The following is a 23,114-nucleotide window of genomic DNA, read 5'->3' as shown; positions in this document are numbered from 1 at the left end:
ACCGCCACGCTCACACCGTCATGCCGCCGCACACATACAGCACCTGCCCGGTGATGAAACCGGCGCGGGGGTCGAGCAGGCTGGCCACCGCATGGGCGACTTCCTCGGGACGGCCGACGCGGCCTACCGGAATGGCGGCTTCCAGTTGCCGCGTGCGCGGATCGCCCGGCGGATTGGACTGGTTGAACAGCTCCGTGGCGATCGGGCCGGGCGCCACGACGTTGACGGTGATGCCGGCCGGCGCCAGTTCCAGCGCCCAGGTGCGCGACATGCCGGCCAGCCCCGCCTTGCTGGCGCCATAGGCCGAGCGGCCGGGCTTGCCCAGCGCCGCGCGGCTGCCGATATTGACCACCCGCCCGTAGCCGCGCGCCCGCATGCCCGGCAGCAGCGCCTGCAGCAGCACCAGCGGCGCCACCAGGTTCAGCGCCAGGGTGCGCTGCATAGCGTCCGGCGCCACCTGGTCGATCCCGGCCACTTCGATCAGGCCCGCGTTGTTGACCAGGTGCAGCACTTCGCACCGCGCCGCCAGTTCGGCGGCCGCGCGGCGCGCCGCCTCGGTATCGGACAGGTCCACCGGCACGAAGCGCTCGCCCGGCAACGGATCGGCCGGCTGGCCGCGGCTGAAGTTCACCACCTCGTAGCCATCGGCCAGCAGGCGTTGCGCGATGGCGCGGCCGATACCGCGGCTGGCGCCGGTCACCAGGACGACGGGCCGGCTCATTGGGCGCGGATCCCGCGTTGCTTGATCAGGTCGCCCCACTTCTGGCGCTCGGCCTGCTCGAACTGGCCCAACTGGGCGCCGAACCGGTCGCCCGGCCGCGCGCCCATGGCGCCGAACTGGCGCGCCAGCTCCGGCGCCTGCAGCCCCTGGCGGGCCGCCGCCACCAATTGGTCGACCACCGGCTGCGGCGTGCCGCGCGGCGCGTACAGCGCGAACCACGCCGTCACATCGAAGCCGGCGACGCCGGCTTCGGCGAAGGTGGGCAGCTCGGGCACCGAGGGATCGCGCTGCGCCGAGGTGATGGCGATGCCGCGCACCAGCGAACCGTCCTTGATCTGCGCCAGCGCGCCGGGCAGGTTGTCGAACAGCAGGTCGACCTGCCCGCCCGCGACCGCCGGCAGCGACGCCGAGGTGCCCTTGAACGGCACGTGCAGCAGGCTGACCCCGGCCACGGCCTCGAAATACGCGCCGGTCAGGTGCACCGACGACCCCACGCCCGGCGACGCGTAGGTCAGCTTGTTGTCCTTGCGCTGGCGCGCCGCCTCGATCACGTCGGCCAGCGTGCGATAGGGAGATTTGGCGCTGACGGCCAGCACATTGGGGGTGGTCGAGACCAGCGCGACCGGCACCAGGTCCCGGCCCGGGTCGTACGGCATGTCGGCGTAGAGGAATTGGTTGATGCTTTGCGTGCCGATGGTGCCCAGGCCCAGCGTGTAGCCGTCGGGCTTGCTGCGCGTCACGTACGTCATGCCGACGTTGCCGCCGGCGCCCGGCCGGTTTTCCACCAGCACGGTCTGCTTCAGATGCGGCTGCATCGCATGGGCGATGGCGCGCCCGAAAATGTCCGCCGCGCCGCCCGGCGGGTACGGCACCACGACCGTCACGGGATGCTCAGGGTAGCCCGCGGCGCCTGCCTGCGCCGCCAGCGTCGCCATGCACGCGGCAACGATGGCGCGAACCGCCGCCATGCACGCGCGCCACTGCCCAGGTGTTCGCTTCATGCCTGCCTCCACTTGTATCCGTCGCCGGCTTTTTCTAAAGTACGTAAATACGTACTTTATCGATCTAAACATAAACGGCCAGGGCGGACAACCGTAGGCGCGCCGCGCTTGCGCCCCCTTTCCGGGAGGCCCCCCATGCCCGCCGCTGAACTGTTCGCCACGAGGCTCGACACGCATGCCCGCGAGCGCCCCGAGGCCGTTGCGCTGGTCGACCGCGACCGCCCCGTCACGCATGCCGCGCTGCGCGCCGGCGTGCTGGACCTGGCCGGCGGCCTGGCGGCGCTGGGCGTGCGCCGCGGCGAACGGGTCGCGCTGTGGCTGCCCAATTGCGCGCACTGGGTGACGATGTTCCTGGCCTGCGCCCGCCTGGGCGCGCTGACGCTCGCGGTCAATACCCGCTTCCGGGCCCAGGAACTGGGCGACATCCTCGGACGCGGCCAAGCCGACTGGCTGGTCTACTGGCCGGGCTTCAAGGGCATCGACTTCGCCGGCATCCTGGCCGCCGTACCGCCCGCCGCGCGCGCGCGGCTGCGCGGCGCCATCGCCGTGGACGAGGACGGCGTGCCGGCCGTCCCTGGCCCGGCCGGCCTGGCCGCCCACGCCCTGGCCGCGCTGCACGGCCCCGCCCCATTGCCCGCGCCCGATGCCGGCGTACTGTGCTTTACCACTTCGGGCACCACGTCGCTGCCCAAGTTCGTCCTGCACGACCAGGACACCCTGCTGCGCCATGGCGACGCCATCGCACGTTCGTATGGCTATGACGACGACAGCCGCATCCTGGCCAGCGCGCCGTTTTGCGGCGCGTTCGGCTTTGCCACCCTGGTGGGCGCGCTGGCGCGCGGCGTGCCGGTGGTGTGCGAGCCCGTGTTCGACGCCGCGCGCTCGGTGGCGGCCATCCGCCGCCACCGCGTCACCCATACCTACGCCAACAACGAAGCCCTGGCGCAGATGTTGCGCCTTGGCGAGCGAGCCGACTTCGCGACGGCGCGGCTGTTCGGCTTCGCCAGCTTCGCGCCGGCCCTGGGCGACCTGCTGCCGCTGGCCCAGGCGCGCGGCGTGCCGCTGACCGGCCTGTATGGCTCCAGCGAACTGATCGCGCTGGTGGCCGCGCAACCGCGCGAACCGGCCGCCGGCGACGTCTCGGTGCGCTACGAGCCCGGCGGCGCCTTGATCCACCCCGAGGCGCGCGTGCGCGCCCGCGATCCGCAAGACGGCCGGATCCTGGCCGATGGCGAATCGGGCGAAATCGAAATCCTGGCGCCCAGCCTGATGCGCGGCTATCTCGACAATCCGCGGGCCAGCGCCGGCGCCCTGACCGACGACGGCTATTTCAGGACCGGCGATCTCGGCTACACCCTCGGCATGCGGCAGTTCGTGTTCCAGACCCGCATGGGCGACTCGCTGCGTCTGTCCGGGTTCCTGGTCAACCCGGCCGAGATCGAACAGGCCGTCGAGGCCCTGCCGGGCGTGCGGGCCTGCCAGGTCGTCGGCGCCACCCGCGGCGGCAAGACCGTGCCCTACGCCTTCGTACTGCTGGACGAAGGCGCAAATCCCGATCCGGCCGGCTGGATGGCCGCCTGCAAACAAGGCATGGCCGGCTTCAAGGTGCCGGCCGGCTTCCAGGTGCTGGAGGCGTTCCCGGTGGTCGAAAGCGCCAACTCGGCCAAGATCCAGAAACACAAGCTGCGCGAACAGGCCGAGGCCCTGCTCGCCGCCGCGCCCGCCGCCTGACCATGTCCGACGCCCGGCTCTTTGCCCGCAGCCCCCAGCCGCTCTACCTGCAAGCCGCCGCCATATTCCGCAACCACATCCAGACCGGCGCCTGGCGGCCCGGCCGGCAGATCCCGCCGCTGGACGCGCTGGCGGCCCGCTACGGCATCGCCCGCTCGACCGTGCGGCAGGCGCTCGGCCTGCTGGAGGCCGACGGCCTGATCCGCCGCTCGCGCGGCAGCGGCACCTTCGTCCAGGATGCCCTGCCCGCAACCCCTACGCTGCTCATCCCGAAGAACTGGGCCGAGACCGTGGCCCTGAGCAGGCAACTGGGCACCGTGGCGCTGCACGAATCCGCCGCGCAGCAGCCGCTGCCCGAGGACCTGGGCATGCCATGCGACTTTGCCCGCGACGGCCGCTTCCAATACCTGCGCCGCCTGCACACCGCCGCCGCGGGCCCGTTCTGCTTCAGCGAGGTCTACCTGGAAAGCGCGCTGTTTCGCCAGCACCGCGCCGAGATCCGCGCCAGCACCGTCGCGCCCGTGCTGGACCGCCATTACCGGGCGCGGCTCAGCCATGCGCGCCAGGTGCTCACCGTGATCGAGGCCGGCGCCGCGTCGGCCCAGGCCCTGCGCATTCCCGTATCCGCGCCGGTGGCCGAACTGCGCCGCTACGTCTGCATCGACGCGCGCGTCGTCTACTTCGCCCGCCTGGAATTCCCCTTCCACAAGGTGCGGATGGAATTCGACCTCCTTCCATAAACCGGGTGCCTTGTATCTTTCCTCCGGTGGTGATTAGCTATCACCACCGCGCGCCGATGACCGCGAGTTGGTGCCCAAAGCGAGGACTTTGTGGGACAGATAGCGGCTCGGTTGCGCACTGCTGGGCCGGCGAAACACTGGACGGTATCGTAGGGCGAGGACCCTGTATGTACAAGGCAAGTGGGCGCAGTGGCTGACAGCAGTTTGTTATCTGCAGGAGGCCAAGTCCATGTTTTTTATAGGTATTGATGTATCGAAGGCTAAGCTGGATTGCACGTTGCTGACGGCTCAGTCTGATAAGCGTAAGACCAAGGTGGCGGCCAACAGCGCCGCGGGCGTGAAGGCCCTGCTGGCGTGGTGCGCCAAACACGGCGCACAGCCAGCGCAGTTGCACGCCATCCTGGAGCCCACGGGGCTGTATCACGAGCAAGCGGCCACGGCGCTGCACGATGCCCAGGTCCGGGTCTCTTTGGTCAATCCCGCCCAGGCTCGGGACTTTGCCAAGGCCTTGGCGATGCGCTCCAAAAATGATGCGCTCGACAGCTACGTTCTGGCACGCTATGGACAGACGCTGAGCCCGGCGCTGTGGCACCCGGCGCCCTTGCATGCGCGCCAACTGCGCGCCTTGTTGACGCGACGCGAGGCGCTGGGCAAGGATCTGCTGCGTGAGCTCAATCGCAAGGAGAAGAGCCAGTTCAGCCCTTCGGCGCCCTTGGTCGATGGCTCCATCGACAAGGCCATCGCGTTTCTGCGCGAACAGCTCAAACAGATCGAGCGGGCGATCGAGCAGCACATCGACAACCACCCCGATCTCAAGCAAGACCGCGAGCTGCTGAACTCCATCCCCGCCGTCGGGCCTCAGGCCGGCAACGCCATCCTGGCCGTCATGCACAATCGGCGTATCGACTCCGCCCAGAGCCTGGCCGCCTACCTCGGGATTGTCCCCGTGCAGCGCCAATCCGGCAGCAGCCTGAACGGCCGCGCACGCCTGTCCAAAGCCGGCCCGGCCCAGGTGCGCGCCACGTTGTACATGGCGGCCCTGGTGGGCACCCGCCACAACCCCCACATCCGTGCTCTCTACCAGCGTCTGCTCAAAGCGGGAAAAAGCAAAAAGGCCGCGCTGGGCGCGGCCATGAGAAAACTGGTGCATCTGTGCTTCGGGGTCCTCAAAAACCGCATCCCCTATCAGCCCAATTACGCCATGAACGCTTGACGGCCAAGACGGTATCTGTCCCCGAATGGGGACAGGCACCCGATACGCCAGCACGCTTGACCGCCAGCGTACCGGCGCGCCGGCGCCACTGATCAAGCGCCCGGTCTGCCCACCACCCACCGCAGCACTTCATTGGCCGCGGCCAGCCCCATGGCGGCTGTTACGGTGACGACCGAGCCATAGCCGGCGCACGACAGGCCCTGGGGGGCCGCGCGGGTCCCGGCCGCGCCCATATCGTCCTCGCCCTCGACCGCGCGGGTCCAGGCATCGGGCAGGATGGCGGGCTGGTCGAACCACAGGGCGCGCACGCCCATGCGCGGCACCCGCTTGCGGGCCTTGCCATTGGCGTCCGCTGCCCGGGGAAAGCCATGCTCGCGCCGCAGCCTGTTGCGCAGCTTGGCCAGCAACGCGTCGTTGACGGCTTCGGACAGGTCGCCGGCGCGCAGCGCCAGCGGGTCGGTCTTGCCGCCGGCGCCGCCGCACAGCAGCAGCGGCACGCCGCGCTGGCGCGCGTGCAGGATCATGGCGATCTTGGCCGCCGCCTGGTCGGTGCAATCGACGATCGCGGCATAGGGACCGTCGAGCACTTGCATCACGTTGTCGGGCGCGACGAACTCGTCGACGCACGTCACGGCGCAGGCGGGGTTGATCTGGCCGATGCGCTGCGCCATGGCCTCGATCTTGGCCTGCCCCAGCGTGTCCGACAGCGCGTGGATCTGGCGGTTGACGTTGGATTCGGCGATATGGTCCAGGTCGATCAGGGTCAGGGCGCCCACGCCGCAGCGCGCCAGCGCCTCGGCGGTCCAGGAGCCGACGCCGCCCAGGCCGGCCACGGCGACATGGGCCCCGCGCAGGGCGGCCGGCGCATCCGGGCCATACAGACGGGCCAGGCCGCCGAAACGGCGTTCGGCATCGGCCTCGCGGGCCGGCGCGATCACAGAAGGCAGAGAGTTCATGGGCGCCATTTTCCCATGCCGGCCGCGATGCGGGACGATACGCCCCGCCTGCCATCGAGGCTGTTCCGTTGCGCATACGACACATTACCGCGCTGAAATACCCCGCGCGGGCGCAGCATGCCCACGGCAAGGCTTGAGCCAATTGCCGCCAAATGCCGCCAACTGGCCGCCACCTGCGCCATACAGGCCGCCTACCTCGCGCCATGCGCGCCGGGGCGCGCGAGGCTGCCTGCTCGACATAGGCCGAAGTTAGGGACAGAATGAAAGCAGTTACGCCGTGTCTACCTCCGACCCTACCCCCTCGCGCTCGACCCATGGCCCCGAACTCTCGGGAGCAGGGTATCTGTGCCTGCTGGCCATGCTCAACCACATGGCGCTTACCGGGGGACGCATCACCGTTTCACTGACCGCCCTGAAACTGGGCCTGTCGACCTTCACGGTCGGCATGCTGGTGGCGGTGTTCGCCGTGCTGCCGATGTTCGCTTCGGTGCATGCCGGACGCTGGGTAGACAAGATCGGCGTCGTGCGGCCGCTGGTGATCGGCTCGTCGCTGGTCACCTTCGGCACGGCCCTGCCCTTCGTCGCGCAAACCCAGGCGGCGCTGCTGGTGGCGTCCTGTTGCATCGGCATCGGCTTCATGCTGCACCAGGTGGCGACGCAGGACCTGCTGGGACACGCCGAGCCGCGCGAGCGGCTGCGCAATTTCTCCTGGATGTCGCTGGCGCTGGCCGCCTCCGGGTTCTCCGGCCCGCTGATCGCCGGCCTGGCGATCGACCATCTGGGCACGCGCCTGGCGTTCGGCATGCTGGCGATCGGGCCCATGCTGTCGCTGGTGGGGCTGTACCTGCTGCGGCAGCCGCTGCGCACCATGAACGGCGCGCTGACCGGGGGCAGCAACCGCCCCGCCGAGCGGCGCCGCATCACCGAGCTGCTGGCCGTGCCGCCGCTGCGCCGCATCCTGATGGTCAACACCATCCTGTCCGGCGCCTGGGATACGCATTTGTTCGTGGTGCCCATCTTCGGCGTGGCGATCGGCCTGTCCGCCACCACCATCGGCGTCATACTTGCCGCCTTCGCGGCGGCAACCTTCGTGATCCGCCTGGTTCTGCCGTTCATCCAGACGCGCGTGCGCTCGTGGACGCTGGTGCGCGCCGCCATGGCCACCGCCGCCATCGATTTCCTGCTTTACCCGTTTTTCACCGACGTAGGCATGCTGATCGGCCTGTCTTTCGTCCTGGGCCTGGCGCTGGGCTGTTGCCAGCCGAGCATGCTGTCCCTGCTGCACCAGTATTCGCCGCCCGGCCGCGCGGCCGAAGCCGTGGGCCTGCGCATGGCGCTGATCAATGCCTCGCAGGTGTCGCTGCCGTTGACGTTCGGCGCGCTCGGTGCGGTAATTGGCGTGGCTCCCCTGTTCTGGGCCTATGCGCTCGCCCTGGTGGCGGGCGGCTGGGCCAACCGCAATCCCCCGCAAGAATCCGATTCCTCCAAGTCTTCGTGAATACGCAGTCCGCTCCGTCCCCGCACGATCCGCATGGCGCCGCCGCGCTGCCCTTTCGCCTCTGGACGGCCGAGGAGCGGCGCGCCTCGCTCGATACCGCGCTGCGCGAATGGCGCGCCGGCGAAGACGTCTGGGTGTACGGCTATGGATCGCTGATCTGGCGGCCCGACTTCGATTTCCTCGAGCGCAGGCTGGCTACCCTGCACGGCCATCACCGGGCGCTGTGCCTGTGGTCGCGCGTCAACCGCGGCACCCCGGAATGCCCCGGGCTGGTGTTCGGGCTGGACCGCGGCGGCTCATGCCGCGGCGTGGTCTACCGCCTGGCCGGCCGGCAGGTGCCCGATTACTTCCCCGCGCTGTGGGACCGCGAGATGTCCACCGGCGCCTACCTGCCGCGCTGGCTGCGCTGCGCCACCGAGCACGGCCCGGTCAACGCGCTGGTGTTCATCATGAACCGCGCCAATCCGGCCTATATCCGCGCCTTGCCCGAACCCGAGCTGCTGGCCATCGTGCGGCGCGCCTCGGGCCGCTACGGCCCCTGCACCGAGTACGTGGTGCAGACGGCGCAGGCGCTGCGCCAGGCCGGCATCCGCGACGCGCGCCTGGAGCAGATCGCGCGCAAGCTGGAGGCCGACGTCCATCCGCTGGGCGTCTAGGGCCGCGCCCACGCGCCCGCGGCGTTGGCGGTACACTGACAGCCTTCCATCCAGCCGGTTCCGCAACAGATATGTCCGTGTCCGATCTGCGTCAGAGTTACGAAAAAGGCGTTCTCGTCGAAGGGCAGGCAGCCGCCTCGCCATTCCGGCAGTTCGCGCGCTGGTTCGACGAAGCCGTCGCGGCGCGGGTGCCGGAACCCAATGCCATGACCCTGGCCACGGTCAATGCCGAAGGCCAGCCCAGCGCCCGCATCGTGCTGATCAAGGGCTACGACGACGCCGGCTTCGTGTTTTTCACCAACTACGAATCCCGCAAGGGCCTGGACCTGGAGGCCAATCCCCGCGCCAGCCTGCTGTTCTTCTGGCAGCCGCTGGAGCGCCAGGTGCGCATCGAGGGCGTCATCGAGAAGGTCAGCGCGGCCGAATCGGACGAATACTTTCACAGCCGCCCGCTCGGCTCGCGCCTGGGCGCCTGGGCTTCGCGCCAGAGCCAGCCGATCACCCGCGACGAGCTGGAAGCGCGCGAGCGCGAGTTCCGCGACCGCTACGGCGAGCATCCGCCGCGCCCGCCGCATTGGGGCGGCTATCGCCTCAAGCCGAACCGCTTCGAATTCTGGCAGGGCCGCCCGTCGCGCCTGCATGACCGGCTGCGCTACGAGCCCGACGGCAAACAGGGCTGGACCATCGACCGCCTCTCGCCCTGACGCGCCCTTTTTGCCGCCATTGCCGCCTGAATGTCCGCAGCTTTCCCTCCCGCCTTTGACGCCGCCTTCTTCCGCACCGCGCTGGGCCGTTTCGCCACCGGCGTCACGGTCGTCACCACGGCCGGACTGGACGGCCAGCCTGTCGGGCTGACCGTCAGCTCGTTCAACTCGGTGTCGCTCAACCCGCCGCTGGTGCTGTGGAGCCTGGCGCGTACCTCGTCGTCGCTGGCGGCCTTCGAGCGTTGCCAGCGCTATGTGGTCAACGTGCTGTCGGCCAGCCAGATCGCGCTGGCGCGCCGCTTCGCCACCGGCAAGACGCCCGAGCGCTTCGCCGGGCTGACGCTGGCGCGGGCGCCGGCCGGCACGCCCATGCTGGGCGAAGGCTGCGCCGCCTGGTTCGAGTGCCACAACCGCAGCCGCTACGAAGAAGGCGACCACATCATCATGGTCGGACAGGTCGAGCACTGCGGGCACAGCGGCGTGCCGCCGCTGGTGTTCCACGCGGGCGGCTTCGATCTCACGCCGCCGCAGGGCGGCGCTTCCAGCTGAGAGCATCCCCATGAGCACCGATATCGATTGCATCGTCATCGGCGCCGGCGTGGTCGGCCTGGCCATCGCGCGCGCCCTGGCCGCCAGCGGCCATGAAGTCCTGGTGGCCGAAGCGGCCGAGGGCATCGGCACCGGCACCAGTTCGCGCAATTCGGAAGTCATCCACGCCGGCATCTACTATCCGGCCGACAGCCTCAAGGCGCGCCTGTGCGTGCGCGGCAAGCACCTGCTCTACGAATACTGCGCCGCGCGCGGCGTGCCGCACCGGCGGCTGGGCAAGCTGATCGTCGCCGCCTCCGACCAGGAAGCCGCCCAGCTCGACAGCATCGCGCGGCGCGCCAGCGCCAACGGCGTCGACGACCTGCAACGCATCGACGGCGCCGCCGCGCGCCGGCTGGAGCCGGCGCTGCACTGCACGGCGGCGCTGGTGTCGCCGTCCACGGGCATCGTCGACAGCCACGCGCTGATGCTGGCCTACCAGGGCGACGCCGAAAACAACGGCGCGCAATTGGTTTTCCACACTCCCGTGACGGCCGGCCGGGTGCGGCCCGCGGGCGGTTTCGAGCTGGATTTCGGCGGCGCCGAGCCCATGACGCTGAGCTGCCGGGTGCTGATCAACGCCGCGGGCCTGCACGCCCCCAGCCTGGCGCGCCGCATCGAAGGCATACCGCGGGACAGCATTCCGCCCGAATACCTGTGCAAGGGCAGCTATTTCACGCTGGCCGGCCGGGCGCCGTTCTCGCGCCTGATCTACCCCGTGCCCCAGCATGCCGGGCTGGGGGTGCACCTGACGCTGGACCTGGGCGGACAGGCCAAATTCGGCCCCGATACCGAGTGGATAGCCACCGAAGACTACACGTTGGACCCGCGCCGCGCCGACGTCTTCTACGCCGCCGTGCGCAGCTACTGGCCGGCCCTGCCCGACGGCGCACTGGCGCCCGGCTACACTGGCATCCGCCCGAAGATCTCCGGCCCGCACGAACCCGCCGCCGATTTCGCCATCGCCGGCCCCGCCAGCCATGGCGTGGCCGGCCTGGTCAACCTGTACGGCATCGAGTCGCCCGGGCTGACGGCCAGCCTGGCCATTGCCGAAGAAACCCTGGCCCGCCTGGCCGCCTGAGCGCGCCCGGCCCGTACCAACCCCTGCCCCATATCGTCTTCCGACCATGCAGCACAACGACTACATCCTGACCCTGTCCTGCCCCGACCGCACCGGCATCGTGTTCCGCGTCAGCGGCCTGCTGTTCGAACTGGGTTGCAACATCCGGGATTCGCAGCAATTCGGCGACGAAGAGACGGGACGCTTCTTCCTGCGCGTGCACTTCGACCTGCCGCGCGAAGTGGCCGAAAGCGCGCTGCGCGAGCAGTTCGCCGCGCTGGCCAACGGCTACGACATGCAATGGCAGATCCACGACGCGCACCGCAAGGCGCGCCTGCTCATCATGGTGAGCAAGCAGGGCCACTGCCTGAATGACCTGCTGTTTCGCGTCAGCAGCGGCCAGCTGCGCGCCGAGGTGGCCGCCATCGTGTCCAACCACAACGACTACGCCAGCCTGGCGGCGTCGTACGGCATCCCGTTCCACCACATGCCCGTCACGCCCGACACCAAGGCCGGGCAGGAGCGCCAGGTGCTGGAACTGGTCGACCGCGAGCAGATCGACCTGGTGGTGCTGGCGCGCTACATGCAGATCCTGTCGGCGGACATGTGCCAGGCGCTGGCCGGGCGCGCCATCAACATCCACCACAGCTTCCTGCCCAGCTTCAAGGGCGCGCGCCCCTATCACCAGGCGCATGCGCGCGGCGTCAAGATCATCGGCGCCACCGCGCACTACGTGACCTCCGACCTGGACGAAGGCCCCATCATCGAGCAGGACATCGAGCGCGTGGACCACACCATGACGGCCGAAGACCTGACCCAGGTGGGCAGCGACATCGAATCGCTGGTGCTGTCGCGCGCGGTACGCAGCCACATCGAGCACCGCATCCTGCTCAACCGCAGCAAGACCGTCGTCTTCCGCTGAGCCAGGCTCAAACGGGCGGCGGCGCGAAATGACGCAAGGCCGCCTGCAGGGCCGTTGCCTGCAGGGAGGTGGGCGCTAGGCTGGGCCAGGCGATCTGGCACACCGAGCGGGCCTGGTGCTCGAACGCCACATAGCAGGCGCCGGCCAGCCCGGCCCGCGCCAGGCACGACGGCACGATGGACACGCCCAGCCCGCTGGCCACCAGCGCCGCGACGCTGAGCCAATGCCGCACCTCGTGGCGCACCGCCGGGTGGAAGCCAGCCGCCACGCACAGCGACAGCACCGTCTCGTAATAGCTGGGCGAGGCGGCCTGCGCGAAGAACACGAAATCCTCCCCGGCCAGGTCGGCCAGGCGCAGCGAACGCTGGCCGGCCAGGCGGTGCGTATCGGGCAGGCAGACGACGAACGGCTCTGCCACCAGGTCGCACGCGCTCACGCCCTCGGGCGGCGGATTGGCGTGGATGAAGCCCAGGTCGAGCTCGCCGCGCCGTAGCGCCTCGAGCTGGTCGTGCGAATTGCGCTCGGCCAGCACTTGCTCCACATCGGGAAGCTGGCTGCGCAGCGCCGCCAGCAGGTCCGGCAGGCCCCGGTACAGCATGGAGCCGACGAAGCCGATGCGCAGACGGCCTTGCAGCCCGGCTTCGGCGCGCCGCACCAGCCGCCCCACCTCCTCGCCCTGGCGCAGCAGCGACAGCGCTTCGCCATAGAGCACCCGCCCGGCGTCGGTCAGCGCCACATGGCGGCTGGAGCGCTCGAACAGGCGCGCGCCCAGCTGCGTTTCCAGCTGGCGGATGGCATAGCTGAGCGGCGGCTGCGAGATATGCAGGCGCTGGGCGGCGCGGCTGAAGTTGCGCTCCTGCGCCACGGCGATGAAATAGCGCAGCAAACGGGGCTCCAGGTCCATGCCTCCTCCTATCCATACTTTAATTGTATTGTTCTACACCAAAACGGTATTTGTATAGATATATCGAACGGGCGACCATGGCGGCAAAGAATCCGGCAAGGGAGACACCATGGATACGCTTTCCTCCACCGACACGGCCGCCGCGGCGGCCAGTCCGGTGCCCGACGCGCGCGGCCTGAACCTGTTCCGCGCCGACCCCTATGCGGCCGGCCTGGCACGCTGCTATCTGCCCGCCGATCTCTGCGACCACCTGTTGCCGCACCTCGACCGCCTGGGCGCGCTGGCCGGCGGCCGCATGGACGAACTGGCCATGACGGCCGACCGCCACCCGCCGACGCTGTCGGTGCGGCACCGCACCGGCACGGACGAATCGCGCATCGACAAGCATCCCGCCTATGTGGAGCTGGAGCGCCTGGCCTACAGCGAATTCGGCCTGGCGGCCCTGTCGCATCGCGGCGGCGTGCTCGGCTGGCCGGACCCCATGCCCGCCGCGGCCAAGTACGCGCTCAGCCATTTGTTCGTGCAGGCCGAATTCGGCCTGTGCTGCCCGGTCAGCATGACGGACTCGCTGGCGCGCACGCTGCGCAAGTTCGGCGACCCGGCGCTGGTGGAACACGTCCTGCCGCAAGTCATCACGCAGGATTTCGACCAGCTGCAGCAAGGCGCCATGTTCATGACCGAACAGGGTGCCGGTTCCGATGTCAGCGCCACCACGGTGACCGCCCAGGCGCAGGCCGACGGACGCTGGGCGCTGCATGGCGACAAGTGGTTCTGCTCCAACCCGGATGCCGGCTTTGCCATGGTGCTGGCGCGCAGCGAGCCCGACGCAGGCCTGCGCGGCGTGTCGCTGTTCCTGCTGCCGCGCCGCCTGCCCGACGGCAGCCCCAACCACTACCGCATCCTGCGCCTGAAGGACAAGCTGGGCACGCGCTCGATGGCCAGCGGCGAGATCCGCCTGGAAGGCGCGCTGGCATGGCTGGTCGGCCAGCGCGGCCAGGGGTTCAAGCACATGGCCGACATGATCAACAACTCGCGCCTGTCCAACGGCATGCGCGCCGCCGGCCTGATGCGCCGCGCGCTGACCGAGGCGGTTTTCTTCGCCCAGCAGCGGCGCGCCTTCGGCAAGCGCCTGATCGACATGCCGCTGATGCGCCGGCAGCTGGCCAAGATGGCCGTGCGCGCCGAGCAGGCGCGCAGCGTCATGTTCCAGACCGCCCAGGCGCTGGCCGCCGCCGACCGCGGCGAGGGAGAGCCCGCGCTGCCGCGCATCCTCACGCCGCTGATCAAGTTCCGCGCCTGCCGCGACGCGCGCCACGTAACCGGCGACGCGATGGAAGTGCGCGGCGGCTGCGGCTATATCGAAGAGTGGGTCGAGCCGCGCCTGATGCGCGATGCGCATCTGGGCTCGATCTGGGAAGGCACCAGCAACATCGTGGCGCTGGACGTGCTGCGCGCCATCCGCAAGGCCGACGCTCTGCCGGCGTTGCAGCGCCATGTGCAGGCCTTGCTGGCCGATGGCGCGCCGTGCCCGCCCGGGCTGGCGCAAGTGCAGGCGCGCGCCTTCGACGACGCCTATGCGCTTGCCGCGCACGCGGCCGCCCATGAACGCGATGACCTGGCCCGCCAGGCGGCCTCGGCGCTGTACCACGTCGTCGCCATCGCCGCGCTGCGCTGGGAAGCGGCGCGCGATCCCCAACTGGCCTCGCGCGCCGCGCTGGCCGACCTGGCGCTGCGCCACCGGCTGGCGCCCCGCGACCCTTGTGCGCTGCCCGCCGACGATGACCAGGCGTGCCGCGCCGTGCTGCAGACCGCGCTGTAGCGGCGGTCCCCCCATAACAACGACGGAGACATACCATGCAACAGCTGATTCGCAGCCTCGTCCTGGCCGCCGGCCTGGCCTTGCTGGGCGGCGCCGCCGCGCCCGCGCTGGCCGACTACCCCGACCGGCCGGTCACCCTAGTCGTGCCCTTCCCGCCCGGCGGCCCCACCGACGCCATGGCGCGCCGGCTGGCCGAAGGCCTGAAAACGCAGCTCGAGCAGACCGTGGTGGTGGAAAACCGCGGCGGCGCCGGCGGAAATATCGGCGCCGAACTGGTGGCCAACGCCAAGCCCGACGGCTATACGCTGCTGTTCGGCACCTCGGGCCCGCTGGCCATCAACCTCAGCCTGTACAAGAAACAGAACTACGATCCGCGCACCAGCTTCGCGCCCATCGTGCGCATCGGCCACCTGCCCAACATCCTGGTGGTGCATCCCTCGGTGCCGGCCAACAACGTGCAGGAACTGATCGCCTACGCCAAGGCCAACCCCGACAAGCTGAGCTACGCGTCCTCGGGCAATGGCGCGTCCTCGCACCTGGCCGGCGTGCTGTTCAACCGCATGGCCGGCACGCGCATCCTGCACGTGCCCTACAAGGGCACCGGCCCGGCCCTGAACGACCTGCTGGGCGGGCAGGTCTCGATGTCGTTCACCGACATCCTGACCGCGCTGCCGCACATACAGGCCGGCAAGCTGAAGGCCATCGGCCTGGCCAGCGCGCAGCGCTCGGAGGCCCTGCCCGACCTGCCCACCCTGGCCGAACAGGGGCTGGCCGGCTACGACGTCAGCGTGTTCTTCGGCATCGTGGCGCCCAAGGGCACGCCCGAAGCCGTCGTGCAGAAACTGAACGCCGCCTTCATCGCCGCGCTGGACGCGCCCGATGTACGCGACACGCTGCGCAAGCAAGGCATCGTGCCGGCGCCCGAGCGCACGCCGCAGGCCCTGGCCGGTTTCATCAACGAGGAAGTCGACAAGTGGGGCGAGTTGATCCGCGCCGCGCAGATTTCCCTGGACTAGAGGCGTACCCATCATGGCTGTTGCCGCATTGCCCCCGGGCGCCCTGCAAGGCTGCCGCGTCATCGACCTGTCGCGCGTGCTGGGCGGCCCATACTGCACCCAGATCCTGGCCGACCACGGCGCCGACGTGCTGAAGATCGAACCGCCCGGCGGCGACGAGACACGCGGCTGGGGGCCGCCGTTCTCCGGCCAGACCGCGTCGTACTTCATCGGCGTCAACCGCAACAAGCGCGGCATGACGCTGGACCTGTCGCAGCCCGCCGGCCAGGAGCTGCTGCGCGGCCTGCTGGCCGACGCCGACGTGCTGGTGGAGAATTTCAAGCCCGGCACGCTGGAAAAGTGGGGGCTGGGCTACGACACGCTGAGCCAGGCGTTTCCGCGCCTGGTGCATTGCCGCGTCAGCGGCTTCGGCGCCGACGGCCCGCTGGGCGGCTTGCCAGGCTACGACGCCTGCGCCCAGGCCATGTGCGGGCTGATGAGCGTCAACGGCGAGGCCGACGGCCCGGCCACGCGGGTGGGCCTGCCGGTCGTGGACATGGTGACCGGCCTGAACGCGGCCGTCGCCGTGCTGCTGGCGTTGCAGGAGCGCCAGCGCAGCGGGCTGGGCCAGTTCCTGGACATCACGCTGTACGACTGCGCGCTGTCGCTGCTGCACCCGCATGCGCCGAACTACTTCTACAGCGGCCGGGTGCCCGCGCGCACCGGCAACGCGCATCCGAACATCGCGCCGTATGAAACCCTGCCCACCGGCGCCGGGCCGATTTTCCTGGCGGTGGGCAACAACCGCCAGTTCGCGGCGCTGGCCGACGCGCTGGGCGCCCCGCACCTGGCGCAGGATGCGCGTTTTGCCAGCAACGCCGACCGCCTGGCGCACCGCGACGCCCTGCGCGCCGCGCTGGCCGAACTGCTGCAGCCGCACGAAGCGGCCTCGCTGGCCGAGCGCCTGCTGCGGCTGGGCGTGCCGGCCGCGGCCGTGCTGGACGTGGCGCAGGCGCTCGACCATCCGCATGCCCGCCACCGTGGCATGCTGCTGGAAACGGGCGACTACCGGGGCATCGCCTCGCCCATCAAGCTGTCGCGCACCCCCGCGCGCCTGCGCAGCGTACCGCCGGCGCTGCAGGAACCGGCCGGGGCCTGAACCGCCCTCAATCGCCCAGCGCCAGCCCTTCGCGGCGCGGGTCGGCGCCGCCGGCCAGGCCGTGCGGCCCGATCACGATGCCCTGGATCCCGCTGGGAAAATCGGTAATGCGCACCTCATGGCCCATGCGCCGCAGCGCCGGGGCCAGCGCCTCCAGCGCCGTGCCGCGCTCGAGCTCGGTTTCCCTGTTGCGGCTGCCCAGGTTGGGCAGCGCGATCGCCTGCTGCACGTCCAGCTTCCAATCGAGCACGCCGACCAGGGTCTTGGCCACGTAGTTGATGATGGCGCTGCCGCCGGGCGAGCCCAGCGCCAGCACGGGTTTGCCGGCGCGAAACACAATCATGGGCGCCATCGAGCTGCGCGGCCGCTTGCCTGGCTGGACCCGGTTGGCCACCAGCCGCCCTTCCGGATCGCGGTACGAGGACGAGAAGTCCGTCATCTCGTTGTTGAGCAGGAAGCCGCGCACGAAAATCTTGCTGCCGAACGCGGCCTCGATGGTCGAGGTCATGGAAACCACGTTGCCCGCGGCGTCCACCGCCACCAGGTGGCTGGTGGAGGGCACCTCGATGGCGTCGTCGCGCGCGCGCTCGGCCAGCAGCCCCTGCGGATCGCCGGGCAGGGCCGTCTTCATGCTGCGGTCGGGGCGGATCAGCGCGCCACGCTGGCGCAGGTAGGCGGGATCGAGCAGCGCGCGCACCGGGACGTCGACGAAAGCCGGGTCGGCCACGTAGAAATCGCGGTCGGCGAAGGCCAGCCGCCCGGCCTCGGAAAAATAGTGCACCGCCTCGACACTGCCGGGGCGCATGCGCGCCAGCGGGTATTGCTCCAGTTCGCCCAGCATCTGCAGCACCGCCAGCGGGCCGCTGCTGGGCGGCGGCGCGCCGCACAGCCGGTAGCCCCGGTACAGGCCGCAAACAGGCTCGCGCACCACGGCCCGGTAGGCGGCCAGGTCGGCCTCGCTCAGGTCGCCCGGCGTGGGATGGGCGCGCACCGCCGCCACGATGTCGCGCGCGATCGGCCCGCGGTAGAAGGCGTCGGCTCCCTCGCGCGCGATGCTGCGCAGCGTGGCCGCGAACTCGGGATTCTTCAACCGGTGGCCGACCGGCCAGGCCTGCCCGCCGGGGCCGTAGAAATAGCGCGCCGCCGCGGGCTGCGCCGCCAGCGCCTTGTCGCCGGCGATCGACTCGTGCAGGCGCGGCGACACGGGAAACCCCTGCTCGGCCATCGCGATGGCCGGCTCGAACAGCGCCTGCCATGGCAGCTTGCCGTGCTCGCGGTGCGCCAGTTCCAGGCCGCGCAACAGGCCCGGCGTGCCCACCGCGCGGCCGTTGTTGACCGATTCCGCGTACGACAGCGGCTTGCCCTCGTGCATGAAGCGATCGGGCCGCGCGGCCGCGGGCGCGGTCTCGCGGCTGTCGTAGACGCGCAGCTCGCCGGCGCCGCGGTCGTAATGCACCATGAAGGCGCCGCCGCCTATGCCCGAGGATTGCGGCTCGACCAGGTTCAGCACCAGCTGCGCGGCGATGATGGCGTCGGCGGCGCTGCCGCCGGCCCGCAGGATGCGGTAGCCGGCCTCGCTGGCCAGCGGGTTGGCGGTGGCGATCATGTAGCGCCGGGCGTGCGCTTGCGCGCGCTCGCTGCGCGCGCCGGCGATCTCCGGATTGATGTCCTCGCGCGCCACGCCCGGCGCCTCGCGCGCCCAGGCCGGCGCCTGGCAAATGGCGGCGGCGCACAGCGCCAACAGCAGAGTCCGCAATGGCATGGTCTTCCCTTGTCCAGGTGGTCCAGCGGCACATGATAAACAGGCTGTCCGGCAGCGGCGAATCCGCCTCGGCATAGAATCGCATTTTCCATCCCGGGTTTGAGCCATGCGCCTGCGCCACATCGAAATCTTCGAGGCCATCCGCCGTACCGGGTCGCTGACCGAGGCGGCGGCGGCCCTGCATATTTCGCAGCCCGCGGCCAGCAAGCTGCTGGCGCACGCCGAGGCCCAGCTCGGGTTCAAACTGTTCGAGCGGGTCAAGGGGCGCCTGGTGGCCACGCGCGAAGCCGAAATCCTGGCGCCCGAAGTGGCGCGCCTGAACCAGGACCTCGGCAGCGTGCGCCGGCTGGCCGCCAGCCTGCGCGAACGCCCGCACGGCCACCTGCGGCTGGGCTGCGCCCCAGCCCTGGGCCTGGGCCTGCTGCCCGGAGTGGTGCGCGCCAGCCGCGACGCCCAGCCCGGCATCACGTTCGACATCCACACCCATCACAGCGCCGAGCTGGTGCAGGGCCTGCTGGCGCACGAGCTCGACCTGGCCATTACCTTCGACGCCAACGACCACCCCGGCCTGACGCGCGCCAGCCTGGGCCATACCGAGCTGGTGCACCTGAGCCGCCGCCCCGGCGCCGGCGCGACGCGCCTGCAGGATCTCGGCGACGAAACCCTCATCGTGCTCGACGCCCGCGATGCCTCGGGCTCGCTGCTGCAGATGGCGCTGGACGCGCAAGGGCTGGCTCCGCCCGTGGCGATCCAGGTACAGACCCACTACGTGGCCTGCGCGCTGGCCGAGGCCGGTTGCGGCGACGCCGTGGTCGACGCCATCACCGCGCGCGCCATGCTGCGCCCCGGCATGGCGCTGCGGCGCCTGGAGCCGGCGCTGCGCGTGCCCATCAGCGTCATGACCCGCAGCCAGGACGCGCTCTCGACCCTGCACCACGACTTCATCGAACGCCTGCGCCAGGCCTGCGCGGCGCTGCAGGCGCAGCCCGCGCCGCAGGCGGAATAAAAAACGCGCGCAAGAAAAAAGCGCCCCGCGGGGCGCTTTCGGCGTGCACGGTGTCAGGCAGCCATCAGTCCAGCTTGATGTTCTGCTTCTTGACCACGTCCTGCGCCCAGTCGTACTGCTCCTTGATTTCCTTGGCGAACTCCTCGGGCGTGTTGCCCGACGGCGCCGACCCCTGGTCGTCCAGGGCCTTGATGACCTTCGGGTCCTTCAGGGCCACCACGGCGGCATCGCGCAGCTTGTTCACGACGTCCATCGGCGTGCCCTTGGGCGCCAGCAGGCCGTACCACACCGGCTGGTTCAGCACCGGAAAACCGGCGTCGGCGAACGTGGGGACGTCCTTGATGGCGTCGATGCGGGTCGGCCACGCAATGGCCATGGCGCGCAGCTTGCCGGCCTGGATCTGCGGCATGGAAGACGGCAGGTTGTCGAAGATCAGTTCGATCTGGCCGCCCACGGCATCGGCGACGGCCGGGCCCGAACCCTTGTAGGGCACGTGCACGATGTCGGTGCCGGTGGCCATCTTGAACGACTCGCCCATCAGGTGCAGCACGCCGCAGGTGCCCGAGCTGCCGTACGAGTACTTGCCGGGGTTCTTCTTGAGCTCTTCCAGGAAGCCCTTGAAATCCTTGGCGGGAAACTTGGGATTGACCGCCACGACGTTGGCCGTGTTGGCGAAGTTCGTGACCGGCTGGAAATCCTTGATCGGGTCGTACGGCAGGTCCTTGGGACGGCAGGCCGGGTTGACGGCCATGGTCGACACGGTGGCGATCGACAGCGTGTAGCCGTCGGGTTCGGCCCGCGCCGCTTCGGACGCGCCGATGGCGCCGCCGGCGCCGCCCTTGTTCTCCACCACCATGGGCTGGCCCAGTTCCTGGCTCATGCGCTGCGTCACCAGGCGGGCGATGATGTCGGTCGAGCCGCCCGGGGCGAACGGAACGATCACGCGAATGGCCTTGCTGGGATAAGCATCGGCGGCCTGCGCGCCAGCGGCGGCGACAAGACCGGTGGCCACGGCAATGGCCTGAACCAGGGTGCGTACTTTATTCATGAGTGTGTTTCCTCCAGGGATTTCGACGCCGTGCGTAACGGGCCGGCTGTGCGGTGGGCGCGCCGGTGTGCGGCGGCCTTTTTGATTGTTGGCGCGCGCCTTCAAAGGGTTGCTTATGGCCAAGGCGCTGCCAGAATGTCGGAGAATAGCAGCTTGCGCCGCGACGCGGAAGCGCCGCCCCCGTCAATTTTCCCTCCAGGTTCCATGTCGGTTGCCCTGCTGGTTTTGCCCGATTTCATGCTCGTCGCCCTGGGCTGGGCCCTGCGCCACAAACTGGGATTCTCGCGCGAATTCTTCGCCGGCACCGAACGCATGGTGTATTTCGTGCTGTTTCCCGCGCTGCTGTTCCAGTCCATCCTGCGCACCCCCATCAGCGCCGGCCACGCCGTGCAGCTGCTGCAGGCCACCGCGGCCCTGATGGCCTGCGGCGTGGCGCTGGCGTGGCTGGCCGGCCCGGTGCTCAGGCCCGCGCCGGTGGCGCTGGCCTCGGCGGCGCAATGCGGCTACCGCTTCAATACCTATATCGGCCTGGCCCTGGCCGCCAGCCTGGCCGGCGGCCCCGGCCAGACCATCATGGCGCTGATCGTGGGCTTTGCCGTGCCCATGGCCAACGTCGCCGCCGTGTACGGCCTGGCTCGCCACAGCGGCAACGGCCTGCTGCGCGAGCTGGCGCGCAATCCGCTGCTGGTCTCGACCCTGCTGGGCCTGGCCTGCAACCTGGCCGGGCTGAGCCTGCCGGGCCCCATCGACACCGTGATGGCGCGGCTGGGCGCGGCCGCCCTGGCGCTGGGCATCATGTGCGTGGGCGCCAGCCTCGCCTGGGAGGGCGGCAAGGGCCATGGCCGGCTGATCGGCTGGATGCTGGCGGTCAAGCTGGCCGCCATGCCGTCGGCGGCCCTGGGCATCGCCTGGGCGCTGGGGCTGCCGGCGCTGGAGACGCGCATGCTGATGCTGTTTTCCGCCCTGCCCACCGCCTCGGCGGCCTATGTGCTGGCCATGCGCATGGGCGGCGACGGCCGCATGGTCGCGGTGCTGATCTCGCTGGGCACGCTGGCCTCGGCCGCGACCATCCCGCTGTGGCTGACCGCGGCCGCGGGGCTGGGCGCGCCCAGCTGACGCGCCGGCGCCGCTCAGCGGCGCGCGTTGGTCATCTCGCCCGGCACCACCCACTCGGCGAACTGCGCCTCGGTCAGGTGCCCCAGCGCCAGCGCCGCCTCCTTCAGCGACAGGTTTTCCTTGTGGGCCTTCTTGGCGATCTGCGCGGCCTTGTCGTAGCCGATGTGCGGGTTGAGCGCGGTCACCAGCATCAGCGAACGCTCGACCAGCTCGGTGATGCGCTCGCGGTTGGGCTCGATGCCGGCGGCGCAGTGCTTGTCGAAGCTGACCATGCCGTCGGCCAGCAGGCGCACCGACTGCAGGAAGTTGTGGATCACCAGCGGCTTGAAGACGTTCAGCTCGAAGTTGCCGCTGGCGCCGCCGAAATTGATGGCTACGTCATTGCCCATGACTTGCGCGGCCAGCATCGTGACGGCTTCGCACTGGGTCGGGTTGACCTTGCCCGGCATGATCGAGCTGCCCGGCTCGTTCTCGGGGATGCTGATCTCGCCCAGGCCCGAGCGCGGGCCGCTGGCCAGCCAGCGCACATCATTGGCGATCTTCATCAGCCCGGCCGCCAGCGTCTTCAGGGCGCCGTGCGCAAACAGCAGCGCCTCGTGCGAGGCAAGCGCCTGGAACTTGTTGGGCGCCGACACGAATGCGCTGCCGGTGTCATGGGCCAGTTCGGCCGATACCTTGGCGCTGAACTGCGGATGCGCATTCAAGCCGGTGCCCACCGCCGTGCCGCCGATGGCGAGCTGGTGCAGCCCGGCCAGCGTCGCGCGGATCTGCTGCTCGGCCAGGTCCAGCTGCGCCACGTAGCCGGAGATCTCCTGGCCCAGCGTCAACGGGGTGGCGTCCTGCAGATGGGTGCGGCCGATCTTCACGATGTCGTAGAACGCGGCGCTCTTGGCCGCCAGCGTGCCGCGCAGCGCCTTCAGGGCCGGCAGCACGCGATGCTCGACTTCGACCGCGGCGGCCACGTGCATGGCGGTCGGAAAGGTATCGTTGGACGACTGGCCCCGGTTCACGTGGTCGTTCGGGTGCACCTTGCGGCCTTCGCCGCGCTCGCCGCCCAGCAGCTCGGAGGCGCGGTTGGCCAGCACCTCGTTCATGTTCATGTTGCTCTGCGTGCCCGAGCCGGTCTGCCAGACCGACAGCGGAAACTCGTCGGGCCACTTGCCGGCGACCACTTCGTCGGCGGCCCGCATGATCGCGTCGGCGATCTGCGGATCCAGCTCGCCCAGTTCGGCGTTGACCTTGGCGGCGGCGCGCTTCAGGCGCGCCATGGCGGCGACCAGCGGCACCGGCATCCTCTCGGTCGAGATCGCGAAGAAGTGCAGCGAGCGCTGGGTCTGCGCGCCCCACAAATGCTGGTCGGGCACCTCGATCGGGCCGAAAGTGTCTTTTTCGGTGCGGGTTTTCATGGCGGTACAGCTCCGTTTGCGGCGAGTTGGTCGGGTTGCCGGACGCGTCCGACAATACATGAACGAGAATCAATCCTGTCGGCAAGCGTAGCAGAAAGCCCGCTTCCTA

General features: G+C 70.0%; 21 protein-coding genes. 14 read left to right on the top strand and 7 right to left on the bottom strand.

Features of this window, described 5'->3' with window-relative positions; all coding sequences use genetic code 11:
* Positions 1-10: 10 nt before the first annotated feature.
* Both CAL11_RS04715 and CAL11_RS04710 read right to left on the bottom strand, forming a co-directional pair.
* A complete protein-coding gene (locus tag CAL11_RS04715; RefSeq protein ID WP_086092296.1) occupies positions 11-721 on the bottom strand; it encodes an SDR family oxidoreductase in 711 nt (236 codons plus the stop codon).
* The gene (locus CAL11_RS04710; protein WP_086094512.1) at positions 718-1,722 is read right to left on the bottom strand and encodes a Bug family tripartite tricarboxylate transporter substrate binding protein; all 1,005 of its coding nucleotides are present in this window, start codon (positions 1,720-1,722) and stop codon (positions 718-720) included. The genes CAL11_RS04715 and CAL11_RS04710 overlap by 4 nt, the downstream gene beginning before the upstream one ends.
* 135 nt (positions 1,723-1,857) lie before the next feature.
* On the opposite strand from CAL11_RS04710, the gene CAL11_RS04705 reads away from it, so the two are divergent.
* The 3 genes from CAL11_RS04705 (at position 1,858) to CAL11_RS04695 (ending at position 5,406) form a co-directional block, all read left to right on the top strand.
* Entirely contained in the window at positions 1,858-3,453 is a 1,596-nt protein-coding gene (locus CAL11_RS04705) for an AMP-binding protein (protein ID WP_086092295.1), read from the top strand.
* A 2-nt stretch (positions 3,454-3,455) separates the two neighbouring features.
* Positions 3,456-4,193: a GntR family transcriptional regulator gene (locus tag CAL11_RS04700; protein ID WP_086092294.1), complete on the top strand. Its 738-nt coding sequence runs from the start codon at positions 3,456-3,458 to the stop codon at positions 4,191-4,193.
* A 229-nt stretch (positions 4,194-4,422) separates the two neighbouring features.
* On the top strand, positions 4,423-5,406 hold the full coding sequence (locus tag CAL11_RS04695) for an IS110 family transposase (RefSeq protein WP_157668840.1): 984 nt from the start codon (positions 4,423-4,425) through the stop codon (positions 5,404-5,406).
* Positions 5,407-5,498: 92 nt separating this feature from the next.
* Here the strand turns inward: CAL11_RS04695 and CAL11_RS04690 are convergent, their stop codons facing one another.
* Positions 5,499-6,371, bottom strand: a complete 873-nt coding sequence (locus tag CAL11_RS04690) for a tRNA threonylcarbamoyladenosine dehydratase (RefSeq protein WP_086092293.1) — start codon at positions 6,369-6,371, stop codon at positions 5,499-5,501.
* A 268-nt stretch (positions 6,372-6,639) separates the two neighbouring features.
* On the opposite strand from CAL11_RS04690, the gene CAL11_RS04685 reads away from it, so the two are divergent.
* The 6 genes from CAL11_RS04685 (at position 6,640) to purU (ending at position 11,790) form a co-directional block, all read left to right on the top strand.
* Positions 6,640-7,860, top strand: coding sequence for an MFS transporter (locus tag CAL11_RS04685; protein ID WP_080699656.1), 1,221 nt, complete (start codon positions 6,640-6,642; stop codon positions 7,858-7,860).
* On the top strand, positions 7,857-8,516 hold the full coding sequence (locus CAL11_RS04680) for a gamma-glutamylcyclotransferase (protein ID WP_033461293.1): 660 nt from the start codon (positions 7,857-7,859) through the stop codon (positions 8,514-8,516). The genes CAL11_RS04685 and CAL11_RS04680 overlap by 4 nt, the downstream gene beginning before the upstream one ends.
* 71 nt (positions 8,517-8,587) lie before the next feature.
* A complete protein-coding gene (gene pdxH / locus CAL11_RS04675; RefSeq protein WP_033461295.1) occupies positions 8,588-9,220 on the top strand; it encodes a pyridoxamine 5'-phosphate oxidase in 633 nt (210 codons plus the stop codon).
* 30 nt (positions 9,221-9,250) lie between these two features.
* Positions 9,251-9,769 (top strand): flavin reductase family protein, encoded by a 519-nt coding sequence (locus tag CAL11_RS04670; protein ID WP_033452822.1) that lies wholly within the window; start codon positions 9,251-9,253, stop codon positions 9,767-9,769.
* Between the two features lie 10 nt (positions 9,770-9,779).
* Positions 9,780-10,889, top strand: coding sequence for an NAD(P)/FAD-dependent oxidoreductase (locus tag CAL11_RS04665; RefSeq protein WP_086092292.1), 1,110 nt, complete (start codon positions 9,780-9,782; stop codon positions 10,887-10,889).
* 46 nt (positions 10,890-10,935) lie between these two features.
* The gene (gene purU / locus CAL11_RS04660) at positions 10,936-11,790 is read left to right on the top strand and encodes a formyltetrahydrofolate deformylase (protein ID WP_033461297.1); all 855 of its coding nucleotides are present in this window, start codon (positions 10,936-10,938) and stop codon (positions 11,788-11,790) included.
* A gap of 7 nt (positions 11,791-11,797) precedes the next feature.
* Here purU and CAL11_RS04655 read toward each other — a convergent pair whose 3' ends face one another.
* Positions 11,798-12,694 (bottom strand): LysR substrate-binding domain-containing protein, encoded by an 897-nt coding sequence (locus tag CAL11_RS04655; protein ID WP_033461299.1) that lies wholly within the window; start codon positions 12,692-12,694, stop codon positions 11,798-11,800.
* A gap of 109 nt (positions 12,695-12,803) precedes the next feature.
* On the opposite strand from CAL11_RS04655, the gene CAL11_RS04650 reads away from it, so the two are divergent.
* From CAL11_RS04650 to CAL11_RS04640, 3 genes are read left to right on the top strand one after another with little or no spacing between them, the layout of a single operon-like run.
* Positions 12,804-14,513, top strand: coding sequence for an acyl-CoA dehydrogenase family protein (locus CAL11_RS04650; RefSeq protein WP_086092291.1), 1,710 nt, complete (start codon positions 12,804-12,806; stop codon positions 14,511-14,513).
* Between the two features lie 35 nt (positions 14,514-14,548).
* Positions 14,549-15,529 carry a Bug family tripartite tricarboxylate transporter substrate binding protein gene (locus CAL11_RS04645; RefSeq protein ID WP_086092290.1) on the top strand — a complete coding sequence of 327 codons (981 nt, stop codon included), beginning with the start codon at positions 14,549-14,551 and terminating at the stop codon, positions 15,527-15,529.
* Positions 15,530-15,542: 13 nt separating this feature from the next.
* Positions 15,543-16,667: a CaiB/BaiF CoA transferase family protein gene (locus tag CAL11_RS04640; protein WP_086092289.1), complete on the top strand. Its 1,125-nt coding sequence runs from the start codon at positions 15,543-15,545 to the stop codon at positions 16,665-16,667.
* A 7-nt stretch (positions 16,668-16,674) separates the two neighbouring features.
* On the opposite strand, the gene ggt is transcribed toward CAL11_RS04640, so the two are convergent.
* Positions 16,675-18,429 carry a gamma-glutamyltransferase gene (ggt, locus tag CAL11_RS04635; protein ID WP_086092288.1) on the bottom strand — a complete coding sequence of 585 codons (1,755 nt, stop codon included), beginning with the start codon at positions 18,427-18,429 and terminating at the stop codon, positions 16,675-16,677.
* Between the two features lie 106 nt (positions 18,430-18,535).
* On the opposite strand from ggt, the gene CAL11_RS04630 reads away from it, so the two are divergent.
* The gene (locus tag CAL11_RS04630) at positions 18,536-19,435 is read left to right on the top strand and encodes a LysR family transcriptional regulator (RefSeq protein WP_086092287.1); all 900 of its coding nucleotides are present in this window, start codon (positions 18,536-18,538) and stop codon (positions 19,433-19,435) included.
* Between the two features lie 64 nt (positions 19,436-19,499).
* Here CAL11_RS04630 and CAL11_RS04625 read toward each other — a convergent pair whose 3' ends face one another.
* Positions 19,500-20,483 carry a tripartite tricarboxylate transporter substrate binding protein BugE gene (locus CAL11_RS04625; RefSeq protein ID WP_003814324.1) on the bottom strand — a complete coding sequence of 328 codons (984 nt, stop codon included), beginning with the start codon at positions 20,481-20,483 and terminating at the stop codon, positions 19,500-19,502.
* A gap of 135 nt (positions 20,484-20,618) precedes the next feature.
* On the opposite strand from CAL11_RS04625, the gene CAL11_RS04620 reads away from it, so the two are divergent.
* Positions 20,619-21,599 (top strand): AEC family transporter, encoded by a 981-nt coding sequence (locus CAL11_RS04620; RefSeq protein ID WP_086092286.1) that lies wholly within the window; start codon positions 20,619-20,621, stop codon positions 21,597-21,599.
* A gap of 14 nt (positions 21,600-21,613) precedes the next feature.
* Here CAL11_RS04620 and fumC read toward each other — a convergent pair whose 3' ends face one another.
* Positions 21,614-23,005 (bottom strand): class II fumarate hydratase, encoded by a 1,392-nt coding sequence (gene fumC, locus CAL11_RS04615; RefSeq protein ID WP_086092285.1) that lies wholly within the window; start codon positions 23,003-23,005, stop codon positions 21,614-21,616.
* Positions 23,006-23,114 lie beyond the last annotated feature (109 nt).

Source organism: Bordetella genomosp. 6 (assembly GCF_002119705.1).
GTDB lineage: Bacteria > Pseudomonadota > Gammaproteobacteria > Burkholderiales > Burkholderiaceae_B > Bordetella > Bordetella bronchiseptica_F.
This window is presented reverse-complemented; position numbering and strand designations above follow the sequence as displayed.